The 17,718-nt window shown below is 64.5% G+C and carries 19 protein-coding genes; 9 read left to right on the forward strand and 10 right to left on the reverse strand.

Features of this window, described 5'->3' with window-relative positions; translation table 11 throughout:
- Nucleotides 1-11 precede the first annotated feature (11 nt).
- Both psbZ and ribH read left to right on the forward strand, forming a co-directional pair.
- Nucleotides 12-200 (forward strand): photosystem II reaction center protein PsbZ, encoded by a 189-nt coding sequence (gene psbZ, locus CB0101_RS08690; protein WP_010312528.1) that lies wholly within the window; start codon nt 12-14, stop codon nt 198-200.
- A gap of 22 nt (nt 201-222) precedes the next feature.
- On the forward strand, nt 223-702 hold the full coding sequence (ribH, locus tag CB0101_RS08695) for a 6,7-dimethyl-8-ribityllumazine synthase (RefSeq protein WP_010312527.1): 480 nt from the start codon (nt 223-225) through the stop codon (nt 700-702).
- A gap of 1 nt (nt 703) precedes the next feature.
- Here the strand turns inward: ribH and CB0101_RS08700 are convergent, their stop codons facing one another.
- Nucleotides 704-1,084, reverse strand: a complete 381-nt coding sequence (locus CB0101_RS08700) for a clan AA aspartic protease (RefSeq protein ID WP_029553194.1) — start codon at nt 1,082-1,084, stop codon at nt 704-706.
- Between the two features lie 110 nt (nt 1,085-1,194).
- Between CB0101_RS08700 and rfbA the strand changes: the two genes are divergently transcribed.
- The 6 genes from rfbA to CB0101_RS15795 are packed head-to-tail and all read left to right on the forward strand — an operon-like array spanning nt 1,195 to nt 5,617.
- Complete coding sequence (gene rfbA, locus CB0101_RS08705; RefSeq protein WP_010312524.1) at nt 1,195-2,091, forward strand: glucose-1-phosphate thymidylyltransferase RfbA; 897 nt, start codon at nt 1,195-1,197, stop codon at nt 2,089-2,091.
- On the forward strand, nt 2,091-2,708 hold the full coding sequence (gene rfbC, locus CB0101_RS08710; protein ID WP_010312523.1) for a dTDP-4-dehydrorhamnose 3,5-epimerase: 618 nt from the start codon (nt 2,091-2,093) through the stop codon (nt 2,706-2,708). Before rfbA ends, rfbC begins: the two co-directional genes overlap by 1 nt.
- Nucleotides 2,709-2,747: 39 nt before the next feature.
- Nucleotides 2,748-3,005, forward strand: a complete 258-nt coding sequence (locus tag CB0101_RS08715) for an antitoxin (protein ID WP_043718332.1) — start codon at nt 2,748-2,750, stop codon at nt 3,003-3,005.
- A complete protein-coding gene (locus tag CB0101_RS08720; protein WP_010312521.1) occupies nt 3,002-3,415 on the forward strand; it encodes a type II toxin-antitoxin system VapC family toxin in 414 nt (137 codons plus the stop codon). The genes CB0101_RS08715 and CB0101_RS08720 overlap by 4 nt, the downstream gene beginning before the upstream one ends.
- Nucleotides 3,412-4,311: a dTDP-4-dehydrorhamnose reductase gene (gene rfbD, locus CB0101_RS08725; RefSeq protein ID WP_010312520.1), complete on the forward strand. Its 900-nt coding sequence runs from the start codon at nt 3,412-3,414 to the stop codon at nt 4,309-4,311. Before CB0101_RS08720 ends, rfbD begins: the two co-directional genes overlap by 4 nt.
- Entirely contained in the window at nt 4,298-5,617 is a 1,320-nt protein-coding gene (locus CB0101_RS15795) for a sugar transferase (protein WP_010312519.1), read from the forward strand. The genes rfbD and CB0101_RS15795 overlap by 14 nt, the downstream gene beginning before the upstream one ends.
- Before the next feature lie 8 nt (nt 5,618-5,625).
- Here the strand turns inward: CB0101_RS15795 and CB0101_RS08735 are convergent, their stop codons facing one another.
- Nucleotides 5,626-6,963, reverse strand: coding sequence for a phospholipid carrier-dependent glycosyltransferase (locus CB0101_RS08735; protein ID WP_168187968.1), 1,338 nt, complete (start codon nt 6,961-6,963; stop codon nt 5,626-5,628).
- Between the two features lie 96 nt (nt 6,964-7,059).
- On the opposite strand from CB0101_RS08735, the gene CB0101_RS08745 reads away from it, so the two are divergent.
- Nucleotides 7,060-8,639, forward strand: a protein-coding gene (locus CB0101_RS08745; protein ID WP_371413560.1) for an IS3 family transposase whose coding sequence is annotated in 2 segments (ribosomal slippage) — nt 7,060-7,518 and nt 7,521-8,639 — 1,578 coding nt in all. Because the reading frame shifts where the segments join, the coding sequence is not laid out codon by codon here.
- Nucleotides 8,640-8,843: 204 nt separating this feature from the next.
- On the opposite strand, the gene CB0101_RS08750 is transcribed toward CB0101_RS08745, so the two are convergent.
- Genes CB0101_RS08750 through CB0101_RS08785 form a run of 8 tightly spaced genes read right to left on the reverse strand, consistent with a single transcriptional unit; the run spans nt 8,844 to nt 17,718 of the window.
- A complete protein-coding gene (locus CB0101_RS08750; RefSeq protein WP_010312513.1) occupies nt 8,844-10,400 on the reverse strand; it encodes an HAD-IB family hydrolase in 1,557 nt (518 codons plus the stop codon).
- On the reverse strand, nt 10,400-10,822 hold the full coding sequence (locus tag CB0101_RS08755) for a GtrA family protein (RefSeq protein WP_010312512.1): 423 nt from the start codon (nt 10,820-10,822) through the stop codon (nt 10,400-10,402). The genes CB0101_RS08750 and CB0101_RS08755 overlap by 1 nt, the downstream gene beginning before the upstream one ends.
- Nucleotides 10,819-12,129 carry an NAD(P)/FAD-dependent oxidoreductase gene (locus CB0101_RS08760; protein ID WP_010312511.1) on the reverse strand — a complete coding sequence of 437 codons (1,311 nt, stop codon included), beginning with the start codon at nt 12,127-12,129 and terminating at the stop codon, nt 10,819-10,821. The genes CB0101_RS08755 and CB0101_RS08760 overlap by 4 nt, the downstream gene beginning before the upstream one ends.
- Nucleotides 12,129-13,067, reverse strand: coding sequence for an NAD(P)-dependent oxidoreductase (locus CB0101_RS08765; RefSeq protein WP_010312509.1), 939 nt, complete (start codon nt 13,065-13,067; stop codon nt 12,129-12,131). Before CB0101_RS08765 ends, CB0101_RS08760 begins: the two co-directional genes overlap by 1 nt.
- Nucleotides 13,067-14,425, reverse strand: coding sequence for an FAD-binding oxidoreductase (locus tag CB0101_RS08770; RefSeq protein WP_010312508.1), 1,359 nt, complete (start codon nt 14,423-14,425; stop codon nt 13,067-13,069). The genes CB0101_RS08765 and CB0101_RS08770 overlap by 1 nt, the downstream gene beginning before the upstream one ends.
- A gap of 5 nt (nt 14,426-14,430) precedes the next feature.
- Complete coding sequence (locus CB0101_RS08775; RefSeq protein WP_010312507.1) at nt 14,431-15,156, reverse strand: SDR family NAD(P)-dependent oxidoreductase; 726 nt, start codon at nt 15,154-15,156, stop codon at nt 14,431-14,433.
- Nucleotides 15,153-16,088: a decaprenyl-phosphate phosphoribosyltransferase gene (locus tag CB0101_RS08780; protein ID WP_010312506.1), complete on the reverse strand. Its 936-nt coding sequence runs from the start codon at nt 16,086-16,088 to the stop codon at nt 15,153-15,155. Before CB0101_RS08780 ends, CB0101_RS08775 begins: the two co-directional genes overlap by 4 nt.
- On the reverse strand, nt 16,081-17,718 hold the full coding sequence (locus CB0101_RS08785) for a hypothetical protein (RefSeq protein WP_010312505.1): 1,638 nt from the start codon (nt 17,716-17,718) through the stop codon (nt 16,081-16,083). The genes CB0101_RS08780 and CB0101_RS08785 overlap by 8 nt, the downstream gene beginning before the upstream one ends.

The raw sequence follows: 17,718 nt of genomic DNA on the forward strand, positions 1-17,718 counted from the left end.
GCCGCTGTTCCATGACGATCCTCAACACCCTCACGGTTCTGGCTTTGGTGGTGATGTCGTTCGCCCTGATAGTGGCCGTGCCCGTGCTCTACGCCAGCGAAGACACCAGTGGCCGCTCCAACCGCCTGATCCTGTTGGGTGGTCTCGCCTGGGTGGCTTTGGTGCTGGTGAACTGGGGCATGAGCTTCTTCGTAGTGTGAGACGAGTTCACGGCCAGTCCGCGTGACCGTTTTTGAAGGCCAGTTCGTTGGTTCCCAGTCGCTGCGCGTTGCGATTGTGGTGGCTCGCTTCAACGATCTGGTGACCGCCAAATTGCTGAGCGGCTGCCTCGATTGCCTATCGCGCCACGGCATCGACACCTCCGCCAGCAGCACCCAGCTCGATACGGCCTGGGTGCCCGGCAGCTTTGAGATTCCCCTGGTGGCACAGAAGCTGGCTGCCAGTGGTCGCTATCAAGTGGTGATCACCCTGGGCGCTGTGATCCGTGGCGACACCCCTCATTTCGATGTTGTGGTGGCCGAGGTGAGCAAGGGTGTGGCTGCGGTGAGCCGTGACACCGGCGTTCCGGTGATCTTCGGTGTGCTTACCACCGACACCATGCAGCAGGCCCTTGAGCGCGCTGGCATCAAGAGCAACCTGGGCTGGAGCTACGGCCTGCAGGCGATCGAGATGGGCAGCCTGATGGCAGCGTTGCCGGGCTGATTCACTTAGCCACGCTCAGTGGCAGGTTTGGATTGGCAGGGTTCACGCTGAGCTTCTGAAACTGCGGTTGCAGCACAAGGTCCATGTCTTCCATGGGGATCGCTCCGAGTAACACCTCATCGCCGAGCACCATTGCGCCCGTGAAGCAGCGGCGGTTGGCGAAGCGCACCTCCACAGGGCCCATGTAGGGCACGCTGCGCCTGCGGCCATCAGCCAGCACCACCTCTCGGCGCTCCAGCTCCCTCAGCTGCAACTGCAGGGCCACATGCTCCGGGATGCAGAGGTGCACGGCGCCTGAGTCGGCGAGGGCGCTCACGTCCAGCCCCTGCACGTCTGGATTGCTGGGGTTCAGCAGTTGCACGCTGGCGTGGATCAAGCCCATGGGTGCGATCTCCTGGAAACGTAGCTGGCTTTCAACCGTTGAATGCCACCACTGTTTCAGCGTGAAGTGGTAGACCTGCATGCGACGATCCCTGCAGCAGCCACGCTTCGATGAGCCAAGCGCGTAAGGGCATCATCCTGGCCGGCGGCAGTGGTACGCGTTTGCATCCGATCACCCAGGCGGTGAGCAAACAGCTGCTGCCGGTGTACGACAAGCCGATGATTTATTACCCGCTCAGCACATTGATGCTGGCGGGAATTCGCGAGGTGTTGATCATCACCACGCCCCATGATCAAGCTGCGTTTCAGCGGTTGCTGGGGGATGGAGCGAGCTGGGGCATGGAGATCCGCTATGCCGTGCAGCCCAGCCCCGATGGCCTGGCTCAGGCGTTTTTGATCGGCGCCGAATTTCTGGCGGGGGCACCGGCGGCCCTGGTGTTGGGCGACAACCTCTTCCATGGCGACACTCAGCTCGGCAGCGGCGTGGTGTCGGCCGCAGCGGGTGCCACTGTTTTCGCTTATCCCGTGCGAGATCCCGAGCGCTACGGCGTGGTGGAGTTCGATGGCAGCGGCCGGGTGCTGAGCATCGAAGAGAAGCCAGCCCAGCCCAAATCGCGGTATGCCGTAACGGGCCTCTATTTCTATGACGATTCGGTGGTGGATCGGGCTCGCTGTGTGGTTCCTTCCGCTCGCGGCGAACTGGAGATCACCGATCTGAATCGTCAATACCTGGAGGAAGGCTTGCTGCAGGTGGAGCTGATGGGCCGCGGCATGGCCTGGCTTGATACCGGCACCTGCGACTCCCTGCACGAGGCCTCCAGCTACATCCGCACCCTTGAGCACCGTCAGAGCCTCAAGGTGGGTTGCCCAGAAGAGGTGGCCTGGCGGATGGGCTGGATCAGCGGCGAGCGGCTGAGCGAGCTGGCCCAGCCGCTGCGTAAAAGCGGCTACGGCGATTACCTGCTGCAGCTGTTGGAGCAGGATCAGTCACTGCCGCAGGTGCGCTGATGAATGCAGAACGGCTCCACACCACCGCGGGCCTTCCCCTGGCAGGCCCGCTGCTGATCACGCCCCGCGTGTTTGGCGACGATCGCGGCTTCTTTTTCGAGAGCTGGAACCAGCGGGCTTTCGCTGCTGCACTGGAGGCTGACGGGCAGCCGGTGCCCGAGTTTGTGCAAGACAACCACTCACGCTCCAGCCAGGGGGTGCTGCGGGGGCTGCACTATCAGCTGCCGCCCCATCCCCAGGGCAAGCTCGTGCGCTGCGTGTTGGGCGAGATTTTCGATGTGGCGGTGGATCTTCGCCGCGGTTCGGCCAGCTTTGGCCAGTGGGTGGGGGCTCGTTTGAGCGCCGCCAACCATCAGCAGCTCTGGGTGCCGGCAGGCTTTGCCCACGGCTTCTTCACTCTGAGCGAGCACGCCGAAGTGCTCTACAAAACCACCGATTTCTGGAGCCGCGATTGCGAGCGCGCCATCCGCTGGGACGATCCTCAGCTCGCGATCGCTTGGCAGCAAGAGCAGGGTGCTGCAGCTGATGCGCCGCCGCCGGTGGCCCCGCTGCTCTCGGATAAGGATGCGATCGCCCCACTCCTGGCCGATCTCACGGATCAGGATCTGTTCAGCTGAGCCAACGCACCTACAATGTGTGTATTGCTCTGTACACACATGACAGCGTCATTGCCTAGCCGTGTGTTCAACAACGGCAATAGCCAGGCGGTTCGGATCCCGGCGGAGTTTCGGCTGGGCACGGATCAGGTGCAGATCTCTCGCACGCCAGAGGGCGATCTGCTGATCCATCCTTGTCCGCCGCAGCGTGGTCAGGCGCTGTTCAATGCGCTCGCTGGTTTCGACGCCGATTTCGCTGAACGTTTGGAGCAATCCCGTGCGGAGGCTCAGCCGATCCAGACCCGTGAGGGGTTGTGATCTATCTGCTCGACACCAACATCCTGATTTATCTGATCAAACAGCGTCCTCCCGAGGTGGCGGAGCGGATCGATCAACTGCCCGGCACCGCCCAGTTGGCGATGTCGTTCATCACCTGGGCGGAATTGCTGCAGGGGGCTGTGGGTAGCTCCAGGCGGGATGCTGTGGAACGACAGCTCGATCACTTAGCTCGCCAGGTGGAGGTGCTGTATCCCGAGGATTCCCAGATCTGCCGCCATTACGCCGAGCAGGCCACGGCGTTGCGTCGGGCTGGAACGCCGATCGGCGCCAACGATCTGTGGATCGCCTGCCATGCCCTTGCCGTGGACGCCACCCTGGTTACGCATAACCTGCGCGAATTCACGCGCATGAGCGGGCTGTCTGTGGTGGATTGGGTGCAGCAACCATGAAGGTGATCCTCACCGGTGGCGCCGGTCAGCTGGGGCAGGCCTTGCGCCGCAGCGCCTCCGCTGCGATCGGTGGCCGTGCCATGGAGCTGATTACCACCACCCGCAGCGGCGGTGAGGGCGCGATCGCCTTGGATCTGGCCGATGCGGCTGCGTGCCGGGCGCTCGTAGAGGAGTATCAGCCCGATTGGGTGATCAATGCCGGGGCTTACACGGCCGTGGACAAGGCCGAAAGCGAGCCGGAGCTGGCCCACGCCGTGAATGCGGATGCCCCCGGAGCCCTGGCTGAGGCCTTGGCCAGCACAGGGGGCCGGCTGCTCCAGGTGAGCACTGATTTTGTGTTCAACGGAGCGCAAGGTTCGCCCTATCGACCGGATCAGCCAGTGGATCCGTTGGGGGTGTACGGAGCCAGCAAGGCTGCGGGTGAAGCAGCCGCCGTGGCTGCGCTCCCAGCTGATCGGCTCTGCTTGCTGCGCACCAGTTGGGTGTATGGCCCTGTGGGCAAAAACTTTCTGCTCACGATGCTTCGGCTGATGGCCGAACGGGATCAGCTGGGGGTGGTGGCGGATCAGGTGGGGTGCCCCACCGCCACGGCGGGCCTGGCTGGCGCCTGTTGGGCGGTGCTGCAGCAGGGCGTTTGCGGCATGCATCACTGGAGTGATGCCGGTGCGGCCAGCTGGTACGACTTCGCCGTGGCGATCGCGGAGCTCGGCCAGGACGCAGGTCTGCTCACCAACCCAGCGCGCATCCAGCCGATCACCACGGCTGATTACCCCACCCCGGCCCAGCGTCCGAGCTATTCGCTGCTTGATTGCACGGCGACCCGTGAGGCTTTGCAGTTGCCGCCCCTGCATTGGCGGGCCGCTTTGCAGCGGGTGATTAGTGATGTCGTGGCGTAATCCGCGCCGCATTTTGTTGGTGTGTGCCGGCCTGGATCTCGCCGGCCTGGTGGGGCTGTTGGCGCTGATCAGCCTGTTCAAGCCGCTGCCGGTGTTCCCGCAGTTGGGATGGTTGGTGTTCACCGCGCTGGCCTATCTGGGGTTGGGCTGGTTGTTTGGCAGCTACACGGTGCTGCGTTGGCGGCGCTTGCCCCTCAATGCGGTGCTGCAACGGGTGCTGATCACCGGAGTGGTCACCCTGGTGGTGGTGGCGCTGGCACGCCTGTTGCTGAACCCAGCGGAGACGGTGTGGCTAGTGCATCGCAGCACACAGATCGCATGGCTGCTGCCGCTGATGGTCTGGTCGCTGCTGATGCGGGGCTTGTTGCGGCGGGGGGTGCTGTTGTCGCCGGAGGCTCAGGTGGCATTGGTGGGCCCTCAGCCAGAGCTGGAGCTGGTGCTGGCGGCCTGGCGGCGCACGCCGGTGCGGCAGCCGTTGCGGTGCCTCAGCCTGGAGCAGGCGATGAACTTGTCACCGCCCGTGGTTCTGGCTCTGGCGCCGTCGCTGGAGCAGAACCCTCAGCAGCGCCGTTTGCTGGAACAACTTGAGGAGCGCGACCCGCGCGACACGAGCCTCACCACCCCGCTGAATCTGTTGGAGCGCCAGCTGGAGCGCTTGCCCCCCGCTCTGCTGCCTGAGCCTTGGCTCAACTATCAGGAGCTGCCCTGGAACCGGCTGTTCAGCCTTGAGCGTCAGCTGAAGCGCGTGGCGGATCTGTTGGTGGCAGCGGGGCTGCTTACCCTCACAAGCCCGTTGTTACTGATGGCGGCCCTGTTGATCTGGTTGGAGGATCGCGGTCCGGTGTTTTATGTGCAGCAGCGCAGCGGTTGGCTGGGGCGCTCGTTTCAGGTGCTCAAACTGCGCACGATGCAGGTGGCCCCCGCCGATGCACCCCCGGCCTGGACGGTCCCGGGTGATCGCCGCATCACCCGCGTGGGCCTGTGGTTGCGGCGCCTACGCCTGGATGAACTGCCTCAGCTGCTGAATGTGCTGAGTGGCGATATGAGCTTGATCGGCCCTCGTCCGGAGCGTCCGGAATTTGAGCAGGAGCTGGAAGCACGCATTCCCCACTACCGCAAGCGCCACTGGATGCGTCCGGGCCTCAGCGGCTGGGCCCAGGTGTGTGCCCCGTATGCCGCCAGCGTGGAGGATTCAGAGCTGAAGCTCTCTTACGACCTCTATTACCTCAAGCACTTCAGCACCTGGCTGGATCTGATCATCCTGTTCCGCACCATCAAAACCGTGCTCAAGGCTGGGGGGCGCTGAGGAGCAGCTCAATCGGTTGCGTCGCAGATCACCACATGCCAGCGTTTGATCTTGCGCTGTTGGCGGGGTTGGCAGGCTGGCGGTAGCTGGGTCGTGTCGATGGGTTGTTTGCTCACCACGGCACCCAGTGGAGATCCATCGAGCGCTGTTTGAGGATCACGGAGCACATCAGCGGCGCTGCGACCGAGCACCGGCCAGTTGGGTTGGGTGAAGGCACGTCTCTGGCTGTGATAGGCGAAGGCTGAGCTCCAGTCGTCACCAATGACCAGGATGGCGCTGTTGGTTGGTGTGTTCTTGTCGATCAATTGGCCGATCGCAAGTTTGTCGCTGCTGAAGCGTTGGCTACGCGGCCAATCTTCGCGGGCAAAGTGATGAAGATTGGCAATGATGATAATTGTGAGGGAAGCCAAGACGAGGCCCTGCGTCCAGGGCTGGCGCTGTGGTTGATCGAGCAGAAGGCCGGCTGCACCGGCCACCACCATCAGCAAAAAGATTTGGTTGCTCGCCTGGTAGTAAGTGTGGGCGATGTGGAGGTTGGTGAAGAGCAGCAGCGGTGCGAAGGCCAGTGCCAAAGAGCCCAGCAGAAACGTGCGGCTTGGTGGCTTGCTGATCCACACCCCTGCTGCCACAACCCCGGTGATTGGAAGTGCCGCGATTGGGAACAGCATCCGTTGCAGCACCACACCATCCCAGAGCTCGGCCTGAAGCCGTTGGCTGGGTTGGCCGAAGTTCCAGGCTTTCAGTGCTGAAGAGGTGAGCTGGGCTCCGATCGGCTTGAGTTGTTTGAGGGCATCAGCATGGTGGGTCCAGCTGTAGAGGAGCGCAAATGCCACGGCTAAGGCGCTCGCGACGAAGAGTTGCCGCTGCAATGGCCGATGCCTTTTGGCGGTCTGATGGGTTTGCCAGATCCAGTCGACTCCCATCAGGGCCAGGGCCGGGAGTGCTGTGGTGGCTTTCACCACCAGAGCGATTGCAAGGGTGAGGGCTAGGCCGCTGCTTCGCAGGCTCAGTTTGAGGGTCCCCGGGGTTGGTTCTAGGCGAATCTGGCCGTAGCAATCCAGGCTGACCAGGGTGAAGAACAGAGCCGTGCTTTCCATCAGAAAGGCCCGGTTCCAATACAAATAAATCGACGACGTGCAATAAAGCAGGATCATCACAACGATGGATGTGCCGCCAAGGCCTGCCCTTCGCATCAGGCGGCTGGCTGGCCAGAAGCATCCCGCCCCAAACAACACACTCACCAGCCGGCCGCTGCTGCTCAGGTTCAAGCCTGTGAAGTTGGCCAGTTGATGGCTCAGCCACTGAAACAGCGGAAATTCAAAGGGGATGCTCCAGGGTGCTCCCACCACTGGGGTTTGGTAGTTCAGCAGGCCGTCGCCCCCGGTTTCAGGAAAGGTGTCACCCCTCTGATCAGTACACCCGGGGGCTTGAGGACATGACCAATGCGTCGTTACAGCGAGGCCGTTAAAGCTGATGTGAGGAGGCGGATGAGTCCGCCTCGCAGGCAGAGCGTGGCTCAGATCTCAGCAGAGCTGGGCATTCACATCGTCACCCTCTACAACTGGAGAAAGGTCTGGCGGTTGCAAGGAGAGGTGGTCCCCGCATCCGAGAAAGACCCTGATGGCTGGAGTGCTGCCGACAAGTTCACGGTGGTGCTCGAGACCGCTGGGCTGAACGCCACTGAGCTCAGTGCCTACTGCCGTGAGCGGGGGCTTTACCCGGAGCAGGTGGAGCGCTGGCGTCAGGCGGCCCAGGATGCCAACGAAAAGTTGAAGGAGCAGAAAGAGCTGGAAAGGCTCCGTGCCCAGGACCAGCGGGAGATCAAGGCCCTCAAGAAGGAGCTGCAGCGCAAGGAGAAGGCCATGGCTGAGATGGCTGCCCTGCTGGTTCTGCGAAAAAAGTGGGAGGCCTTCTGCTCGGAGGACGCGGAAGGCTGACCAGCGCCGTTCACCGGCGCAAGGCGATCGAGCTGATCGGCGAGGCGCATGCTGCTGGCGCAGGCCTTCTCAGTGCCTGCGGCGAGATCGGCATCTGCCTGCGCACACTCAAACGCTGGCGCAAGGCATGTCTGGGTGATGGCGGAGGCCACGATCGCCGCAAAGGCAGTCACCGCCTGGTCTCTCACAAGCTGAGCGAGGAGGAACGCCAACGCATCCTGCTCACCTGCAACCAGGCGGAGTACGCCTCACTGCCACCAGGGCAGATCGTGCCAGCTCTTGCTGATCAGGGTCTGTACATCGGCTCGGAGAGCAGCTTCTACCGGGTGCTCCATGCCCATGGCCAGGTTCACCGTCGCGGTCGTGCAAGGCCACCACAGGAACCGCGCCCCGTTCCACGGCTCAGGGCCTCAGGAGCAAACCAGGTGTGGAGTTGGGACATCACCTATCTGCCCACCACCGTGCGCGGGATCTGGCTGTACCTCTACTTGGTGATCGACGTCTGGAGCCGCAAGGTCGTGGCCTGGGATGTTGCTGAGCGAGAAGATCCAGCCATTGCAGCGGATCTGGTCAGCCGTGCTTGCCTGAGAGAGCGGATCAGCAAGGGCCGGAAGCAACCGCTGATCCTCCATGCCGACAACGGCAACGCCATGCGTGCGGCCACGCTGGAAAGCCGCTTGGAAGAACTGGGCGTCCTCAGGTCGTTCTCTCGGCCACGGGTCTCCAACGACAACCCGTACTCGGAATCACTGTTCAGGACGGTGAAGTATCGGCCTGATTACCCCCGCAGGCCATTTGCCTCCAAAGAACAGGCGTGTCAGTGGGTCGCCGAGTTCGTCGGTTGGTACAACCACCAACACCGCCACAGTGGCATCAAATTCGTGACGCCCCAGCAACGTCACGATGGCCAGGCCGTGGAGATCAGTCGCCACCGCGCTGTCGTCTACGAACGAGCCCGACAGCTCAATCCAAGGCGCTGGTCACGATCAACCAGGTGTTGGCGTCAACCGGAGGTGGTCTGGATCAATCAGCCGACGGATGAGCTCAATGAACCAGGGCAGCTACCGTTGATGCAGGCCGCCTGAAAGGCAGCCCAGGAGTGACACCTTTCCTGAAAGTCACCGTCGAGGCCGGGCTGCATGAACAGAGCGCTCAGGGCCGTTTGCGTTTGCCGGAATTCGTGGCGATCGATCAGCGGCTGTTGAAGGGTGCCTAACCAGAACGCACAGGCCAGGAGAGCTGCTGCGCCAGCCACCATCCAGATCCAGAGAGATCGTTGGCGCATGGCTTCAGGACCGTCGATCACTCCAGCTTGCAAGGGCCGCCAACGACGTGATCAGCCACACGCTGCAGAGGCGGCGCAGGATCGCGATGCTCAGCCCGAGGGAGGTGGGGATGCCCGCTTGCCCGAGCAGCAGCGTGGTGGTCGCTTCATTCACACCGAGGCCGCCGGGCAGCAAAGAGGCCATGCCGGCAGTGCCCGAGAGCAGATAGGTGCTGATGGCCTGGCCGGTGTTGAAGGCGGCGGTTGGGCTGATCGCCTGCACCAGCAGCCAGAGGATCATGGCTTCCAGACCCCAGATCACCAGGCTCAGGGCACAGGCGGGTAGGCAGGCCTGGGCCAGGCGACCACTGGGTAGGTGGTGTTGCCAGTGGGAACGGTGGCGCCAGATCCAGATGCTCGCGCCCAGGCCGAGCAAGGCGGCGAGTGCGCTGATGCCCAGGGTGGAAGCTGCCGGAGGGCTCAGGCGCTGCAGCAGTTGGCCAGGCACCAGCACCGCAAGCCAGGCAACCACAGCGGCGGCATCACAGAGCCGCTCCGCCAGGAAGGCATGCAGCAGCGGCTGGCGGGGGTAGCCCAGTTGGCGGTGCAGTTGTTGCACCCGCGCCAGTTCACCGAGTTTTCCAGGGGTGGCGGTGAGGGCGAAGCCCTGGAACCACACCCAGGCTTCTGAGCGGCTGATGCGCCCGATCCGTTCCGCACCCAGCAGCATTCGAAAGCGCAGGTAGCGGCCTGCGTAGCTCACGGCTAGCACCGCAAGAATCGCTGGAATCCAGGCGGGGAGCTGCCTGAGGCCGCTGATCAGGCTGCTTTGGGTGGCTGGATCGAGCTGCAGCAGACCAGCCAGGGCCGAAAGCAGCAGCACCAGAGCGAGGGGTGTCAGCCAACGGTTCAGTCCTTGAGCCGTTGGGTAGGGACGACTCTCGGCGCTGAAGCTGCGCCAGTGGGGGTGTGCGGCGTGTTGCAGCAGTTCGCGGTCGCCGCGGCTGTCGCCGTAGGCATGCAGCTCGGTGTGGCTGAGGGGCTGGTTCTCCAGCCAGGCCTGTAGGCGCCGAATCTTCTCCGCGCCTTTGCAGTTGGCGGAGCTCAGCTCGATTGGTTTGCCGTTTCTGGGATCGCTCGTTTCGGTGGCGATCAGTTCCACGCCCAACCGCTCGGCGATCGCTTGAAGCAGGCAGCGGGGTGAGGCCGACACGATCACGATCCGGTGACCCTGCTGGCGATGCCACTCCAGGCGGGCCAGGGCTTCGGGCCGTAGCTGCCGCCAGAGGGCGTTCGCCAGACTGTGCTCCAACAAGGCTGAGCGCTGCTCCGCTGAGCGCCGCTGCATGGCTGGGGTGAGCAGCTGTTGCAGCACCCGCTGTTTGAACCAGGCGGTGCTGTGCTGGCCGCTCTTCCAGAGCAGGAGATCTGGCAGTAGCAGCAGCCCGTCGATCAGTTGGCCCCGGGGGGAGCGCACCAGCCGGTGCAGGATCAGCAGCGTGTCGCCCGCGAGAAGGGTGCCGTCAAAATCGAAGGCCGCCACAGGCCGGGATCGGGTGGCCACGGGGCTGGTTCCGCTCATCAGCGCGCGCGGAAGGAAATGTGTTTGTGGCCGAAATAGCTACTCAGCACTGGCACGGCCACGCCGATGCCATGGGCGATCAGATCGCGCAGCACCACGATGCCGAGCAGGGGCAACAGCCAGTTGCGCAGGCCAACGCTCACCAGCCAGGTTTGCAGCACGGCAAATAGGTTCACCAGGGCGAAGGCCGCGAAGGAGCGACGCACGCTGGTGCGGCTCTTGAGAAACACAAACTTCCGGGCCAGTACATAGGCCGTGAGCATCCCCACCCCGTAGGCCAGCAGCACCGCTAGCTCAAAGCGCAGGAGCTGCGAAAAGCCCACTCGGCTCACCACATTCACCAGAGCGGCCACGCCGCCGGTGATCAGGAACAGCACAAACTCCCGGCGGGGTGAATGGGCGGCAGGGGCCTTGGTTGTCATCGCCCGCTGGTGTGCAGCTCACGAACGACCTGCTTGGCCAGTTCACGGCCGTAGCCCACGCTTTCGGCGATGCCTCGATCTTCCGGGTAGTAGACGGTGGTGTCCACCGTGGTGATCCCGGGTAGGGGCTGCAATGGCGGCAGGGTTTGTTGGAAATGTGTGCCGCATACCGGCTGGGCGTAGCGGTAGCGGCTGCAGTGGGCCGCCAGCACGTCGGTGTCGCCAAGGTCGGGGTTGATCGCTTTCAGGCAGGCGATTGAATCGGCGATGAAAGCCTCATCCGGGCGCTGGTAATCCGGGTGGCTGGCGGGCATGTAATAGGGCACATAGGTGATATGCCCTTGCAGCGGCCGCAGATTCGAGAACTCGATGATGCCGGGGATGGCGAAGCGCCCGTCGTTGATGTTGGTCCAGAAGTTGCCGGTGATCGGCTGGCGGGTTTGCAGCACCACGCAGGCGCAGGCCACCGACAGCTGATCGCTGTAGCGGCCCACGAGTGCCGCATCGGCTCCGCCGGCCTGCAACATCGGCGCCACCAGCGGCAGTGGCACAGTGGAGATCACCGCATCGAACTGGCGCAAACCAGCCGGGGTTTGCACCACCGCTCCCTCACTAGGGCCCCGGGAGCGGATCGCCTGCACCGGGCTTGAAAGCTGGATCTCGCAGCCCAGCTCCCGCAGGCGCTGCTCCAGGGCATCGATCCAGCGCTGGGAGCCGCCCTCCAGGTAGCCGAGGGTTTCCTTGAGCCAGCGGCGCGATTGCCCCAGGCGGCGGATGCGGCTCCAGATCCAGGCGGCCGAGAGCGTGTCGCTGTGTTCGTAGAACTTGTAGGCAAAGAGCTTTTGCCAAAGCAGGGCATAGCCCTGGGGGCCGAGCCAGCGCTTGAGCCAGTCGGTGGCTCGGATGCCATCGAGGTGCTGCCAGCGGCGCAGGCTGAGGCAGCGGGCTGCATGCAGCAGATAGCGGACACGTGTGAGCAGGGGTAGGCGACGGAAGCTCAGCACCGAGCCCGCACTGCCCCAGCGGTAGAGGCGCCCATCCACAAAGAAGCCCATGGACGTTTGCTTCCAGCGCAGCTGATCGGCCAGGCCCAGCTCCTCGAGTAGCTGGAAGAAGGCGTGGTCGCTGAGGCAATGGAAGTGGTAGTAACGCTCGAGGGTCTGCCCGGCGAACTGGAAGCTGGCCGCCATGCCGCCGAGGCGATCGTCGGCCTCCAGCAACACGGGCCTGGCGCCTTCGAGGGCCAGTTGGTAGGCCACCGCCAGGCCCATGGGGCCGCCGCCCACCACCGCGATCGTTGGCGCCATCAGAAGGGAATCACCACCTGGGAATAGCGCGGATCCTGGTAGGTGATCCGCAGGGCATCGGCCAGCCTGGTGGGCTGCACCGAGAAGATGCCGGGCCAATCGATCACGTCGAATTCATCGCCGGCCGTGAGGGCCGTGAGCTGCGACCGGGTGAAGGCCGGCTGGCGGCTGATCAGGGCCCAAAGCTGCAGCAACCAGCCGAACAGCGGGATCGGCAGGTGGATGATCCAGGGACGGGCCTGCACGGCCTGGCGCAATTGGCGCATCAGGCTGATGTAGCTCACCTGCTCCAGGCCCGTGATGTCGTAGGTGCCGCTGAGGCCCGGCTGCTCAAGGCAGCTTTGAATCACTTGGCAGAAATCCCCCACGTAGAGGGGTTGGCGGATGAAGCGGCCGCTGCCGGGGATCGGGAACACGGGCAGCTTCTGCATGAACCGCGCCAACCAGCCCAGATGTTTGCGGTCGAACCAGCCGAACATCAGGGTGGGGCGCAGGATCACCACACCGGGCCAGCTGCGTTGCACCAGCTGCTCCTGGGCGCGCTTGGTGGATGTGTAGAGGTCGGTGGCGACTGAGTTCACCACCGAGCTGCTGATGTGCACCAGCCGGGGGATGCCTTGGCGCTTGAGCTGCTCGAGCACCACTTCGGTGGTGCGGATGTTGTTGCGCTCGAACTGGCTGGGGTCAGTGTTGCCGATCTCGGCCTGAAGCATCACGCAGGCGTTGCAGCCCGCCAGGCGTTGGGGCCAGCTCACGCCGCTGGTGGTGGTGAGGTCTTCGCAGAGAAACTCCACAGCGGGGAAGAGCTGGCGGCCGGCGTTCACGGCTTCGCGCTTTTTGTCCACCACCAGCAGCTGCCAATCGGGATGGTGCTGCTGGAGCAGCGCGATCAAGTTGAGCCCCACCAGGCCGGCCCCGCCGGGAAGAAACACCTTCATCAGAGCTTCACGCGACGGGCCAGATCGGAGCTGAACACACCGCGGGGATCGAGCAGGGCCCGCTGCTGGCGCCACTCATGCAGGCGTGGATAGCTGCGCTCGAGCATGGTTGCAGATTGGCGCGAGTCTTTCGCCAGGTAGAGCCGTCCGCCGGCTGCGGCCACCTGCTCATCCAGCTGAGCGAGCAGCTCGAACAGGCCCGGTACCGCGGCCGACACATCGGCGGCGAGGGTCCAGCCAGGCATCGGGAAGGAGAGGGGTCCGGGGTTGCCTGGCCCGAAGCGTTTGAGCACCGTGAGGAAGCTGGGGGCACCGATGCGGCGCAGCGCTTCGAGGCTGGTGCCCACCAGGTGGGCCGCGGCATCCGGCACGGCGAACTGGTATTGCAGGAACCCGGCGGGGCCGTAGATGCGGTTCCAGTTGCTCACCCCATCGAGGGGGTGGAAGTAGGGGCTGATCGCCTGCAGCTCGCCTTCCCGTTGTTTGGGGGCCTTGCGATACCAGGCTTCGTTGAAGGCCCGCACTGTCCAGGTGTTCAGCAGGCCGCCTGGTAGCAGCGACGGAGCACCGGCGAGTGCTTTGGGGTCGTAGTGGAGTGGGTCGACGCCGCTGCCTTCCACCTGTTCGCGGCTCGCGTGTTCACCGCAGGTGAGCACTCCGCGTCCGGCAGGGTTGAGGCTGTCGACCCAGGCCACGCTGTAGCGGTAGCGGGCATCGGCCTCCACCATCGCTGCCATCAGGGCATCAAGGTCGCGGAAGCGGGTGGTATCCACGCTGATCAGCGAGCTGCTGATCGGGATCAGCCGGAAGCAGGCTTCCACGATCACGCCGGTGAGGCCCATGCCGCCCGCTGTTGCCCAGAAGGCCAGGGCGGTGGCGGGATCACTGGGGCTGAGCTGGCGCAGCTGGCCGCTGCCATCCAACAGCTTCAGCCATTGAACGTGGTTGGCAAAGCTGCCCTCCCCGTGGTGGTTTTTGCCATGCACATCAGCGGCGATGGCGCCGCCCACGGTCACGTTGCGAGTGCCAGGGGTGACGGGAAGGAAGAAGCCCGCCGGCACGATCACCCGCAGCACAGCGTCAAGGCTTGCGCCGGCGCCGCAGGTCACGCAGCCGGTGGCGGCATCGAGCTGGATGGCATCCAGCCCTGTGAGCTCCAGCACCGTGCCACCGCCGCATTGGGCCGGGTTGCCGTAGGCGCGGCCGAGGCCCCGGGCAATCAGGCTTCCGGGCGATGCCGCTGCTACGGCGCTCTGGATCTGATCGATGGCACTGGGCACGCACACCAGAGCGGTGCTGGGATCAGTGCGGCCCCAGCCGGTGAGGGATGTGGTGGTGCCGGTGAGGGTGGCGTTCATGGTGCTCAGAGCCGGGCGGCGAGGCGGGCGGGCAGGCGGCGCACCAGGGCCATCAGCGGCGTCCACCACCAGGGAATCGTTTCGATGCCGCGGCGCCGGGGATGGCGCAGGAGGTCGCTGGCGATTTGCTCAGGGCGGGCACAGAGCAGTGGAGGGGCTTTGCCGTCGGTCATCGGGCTGGCGATGAAGCCGGCCTTGAGGATGCGCACCGCAAAGGGGGTGCCGTGGCAGCGCAGCAGCAAGCCCTCGCAGAAGCGCAGCAGGCCGGCTTTGGCGGCGCCGTAGTGGTAATTGGAGGGGCGGCCGCGATCGGCGGCCACCGAGGAGAACACCCAGAGGGCACCGGGCTGCTCGATCCGCTCGGGCGACACGATCGCCGTGAGCCAGGGGATCAGGCCGGTGAAGTTGGCCAGGGTGATCGCCTGGGCTTCGGCGGCATCGCTGCGGGCCCGTTCGGCATCGCCGAGGCTGCCGGCAGCCACGAGGTAGAGGTCGAACGACTCCTGGAGTTGGGGTTGGGCCAGCTGTGGCGCCAGGAGATCGATGGCTTCGCAGCTCACCTCCGCGCCGAAGCGATCGCGCAGCTCGCTGGCGAGGGCCTGATTGCGCGCTGGGTTGCGGGCCAAGAGGTGGAAGCGGCGACAGCCGCGTTCGGCCAGGCCGCGGCAAATGGCGATGGCCACGGTGCTGGTGCTGCCGAGCACCCAGGCGGAGCGAAGCGCCGTCGTCATGCCAACCAGCCCATGCGGTGGCCCATGCCTACCACGATCGCCGTGGCCAACCAGCCCAGCAGGGTGAGCTGAATGCCGCGGTCGCCCAGCAGGATTTCCTCGGGCTTCTCGCAGTTGCGATCCGGGTAGCGGGCGCAGCGGCGCTCGGTTTCTTCGGGGTCGCTGAGCAGCTGATAGCGAAAGATGCCGGCGATCACAAAGGGCACGGTGAGCAGCATCCAGCTCGTGGAGGCGCCGCGCAGGGTGGGGCCGGCGCTCCAGAGGGCGTAGGCCATGAAGGCACTGCTGGCCACCAGCGATTCGAGCCGCTGCAGCAGGGGCAGGGAGTAGCGCAGCAACACCTGGCGGGTCACCACGCCGCGATCCAGGGAGATGCGCAGCTCCGCCTTGCGCTTCTCCACCGCCAGAAACAGGGCCAGCAGACCGATGGTGAGCAGAAACCAGGGCGATGCCCCCAGCCCCGTGGCCACCAGCCCAGCCAGGGCCCGCAGCAGAAAACCCGAGGCGATGCAGAACAGATCCAGCAGCGGCTGGCGCTTGAGCCCCAGGCAATAGGCGATCTGAATCACGGCATAGCCCGCGATCACGGCCGCCAGGCCGGGGGTGACGGCGGCACCGATCACCAGGCTGAGCAAGGCAATCAGGGCCGCGGCGATCAGGGCCACTGGCACCGGCAGGGCACCGGAGGCGATTGGGCGGCGGCATTTGCTCGGGTGGGCGCGATCGGCGTCGCGATCGATCACGTCGTTGAGCAAATACACCGCGCTGGAAATCAGGCAGAAGGCCAGCAGCGCTTCGGTGGACGCCCACCAAATCGACGCGTTGAGCTGAAACGAGAACAGGGCCGACGCATAAACCAGCAGGTTTTTGGTCCACTGGCGGGGCCGGCAGGCGGCGATCAGGGCCTGGATCACACCGGGTTGCTCAGCCATCGGCGCTGGGATCCTCCCAGATCTGCACGGCCTTGGTGGGGGTGCCTACGCGAACGCCCTTCAAGGGTTGGCCGTTGTGGTTGCGAGGAATGGCCGCATCAAACCCAACGTTTTTGTTGGCCAGATGGTGGGCGCGTTTGACGTCACGCCGGGGTTGATTCACCGGGATGGCCAGCTGTGGGTTAGTGCCATAGTCGGCGAGGAGATAGAGCTGCTCGTGTGGGGCGGTGGTGAGGAATGCCCAGCCCTGCAGCCGGAGGCTTGCGGGGCTCGGCGTTTGTTGATCGAGTTGGTGGCGGATTGCTCCGCTGGTTGCGGGTTGGGCACTCAGAAGCTCTTGGTGCCATCCCAATGGCTTCACAGGCCAGACGCCCTGGAAATAGCGATCCACCATGCGTTGGCGCGGATGGATCTCCTTGCACGGTTCCAGCAGACGCAGGTTCTGCTTGTCGAGAGAAGCCTGCTCGGCATGGCAGATGAAGCGCTGCCGCTTTTGCTCGGACCAGCGCTTTCCTTCGGCCCAGGCGCCCGCGTAGCTGAGCCCACCGGCTTGCAGGCCCTGGGGGAAGGAACCGATGGTGGTGAGCAGCACCAGAAATCCCCCAAGCAGCGGCGTGGTTTGGCGCTTGCTGCGGTCGTCTGCCAGGGCGAGGGCCAGCAGTGCGGTGAGACCCAGCATCAGGCTGTGGCTGATGTAGCGCGACGAGTTGGCCTGTTCCACTCCAAAGCCCGCACGGGAGAGCGTGATCATTCCCGCGAACAAAACACTGAACAACCCAGGCATCAGCAGTGCTGGCCAATCGGATTGGGCAATCGGTTGGCGACGCCCCAGCAGCACCGCGGCGATCACCACAGCCAGCACGGCGAGGCCTTGCCAGGGGCCACCCAGCCAAGCGCGCAAGAAGTAGTCAAGCTGGAAGTTGAGCTCCGGGTGCCCAGCTGGCTTGCTATAGGGCAGCAGCACGAAACATGTGAGGCTGGCCAAGGCCGTGGAGGCCGTCACTAGGACGCTGAGCCGGCGGCTGTGTAACCAGGCACAGGCTGTGAAAGCCACAGCCACGGCCAGCCCTTGGCCCGTGCTGCTGAGAGCCAACCAGGGCAATCCCGCAGCGGCTACGCCTTGAGGCCACCGTCCTTCAGTGGGGACACTCAACAGCAAGGTCCCCAGCAGCACTAGGGCATTGATCAGAAACCAGGGGGTTTGAAATTCCCAGCCGAGGTTTTCGTATTGCCAGGGATTGATCAGCAGTAGCCCGCCTGCGAGGGCGGTGATCAGGCAGAGGTCGCTGCGGTGGAGCAGACGCCGGCACAGCCAGCTCCAGAGCCCCGCGCAGCCCAGGATCAGGGCCAGGTTCTGAAACAAGGCGCTTTGGCCAGGCGGGAGCTTGAGCAGCTCGGTTTCCACAACGCTGGCAGCCTTGGCCCAGAGGATGCGGTGCTCGTTGTGTTGGGCGGTGAGCCAGCCGGGCTCAGCACTCCTTTGCACAAAGGCGAAGCTGTCACCAAAGAGATTTGGTTGCGCCCAGTGGGCCTGAGCCAACGCCAGGATCTCGAACAGGCCATGGGCGATGCCTGCTAGCAAGAGCCCCAGGATCAGGAGAGCTGCAGGTTGTTGGCGAAGAGGCTGCAT

It is taken from the genome of Synechococcus sp. CB0101, assembly GCF_000179235.2.
Taxonomy (GTDB): domain Bacteria; phylum Cyanobacteriota; class Cyanobacteriia; order PCC-6307; family Cyanobiaceae; genus Vulcanococcus.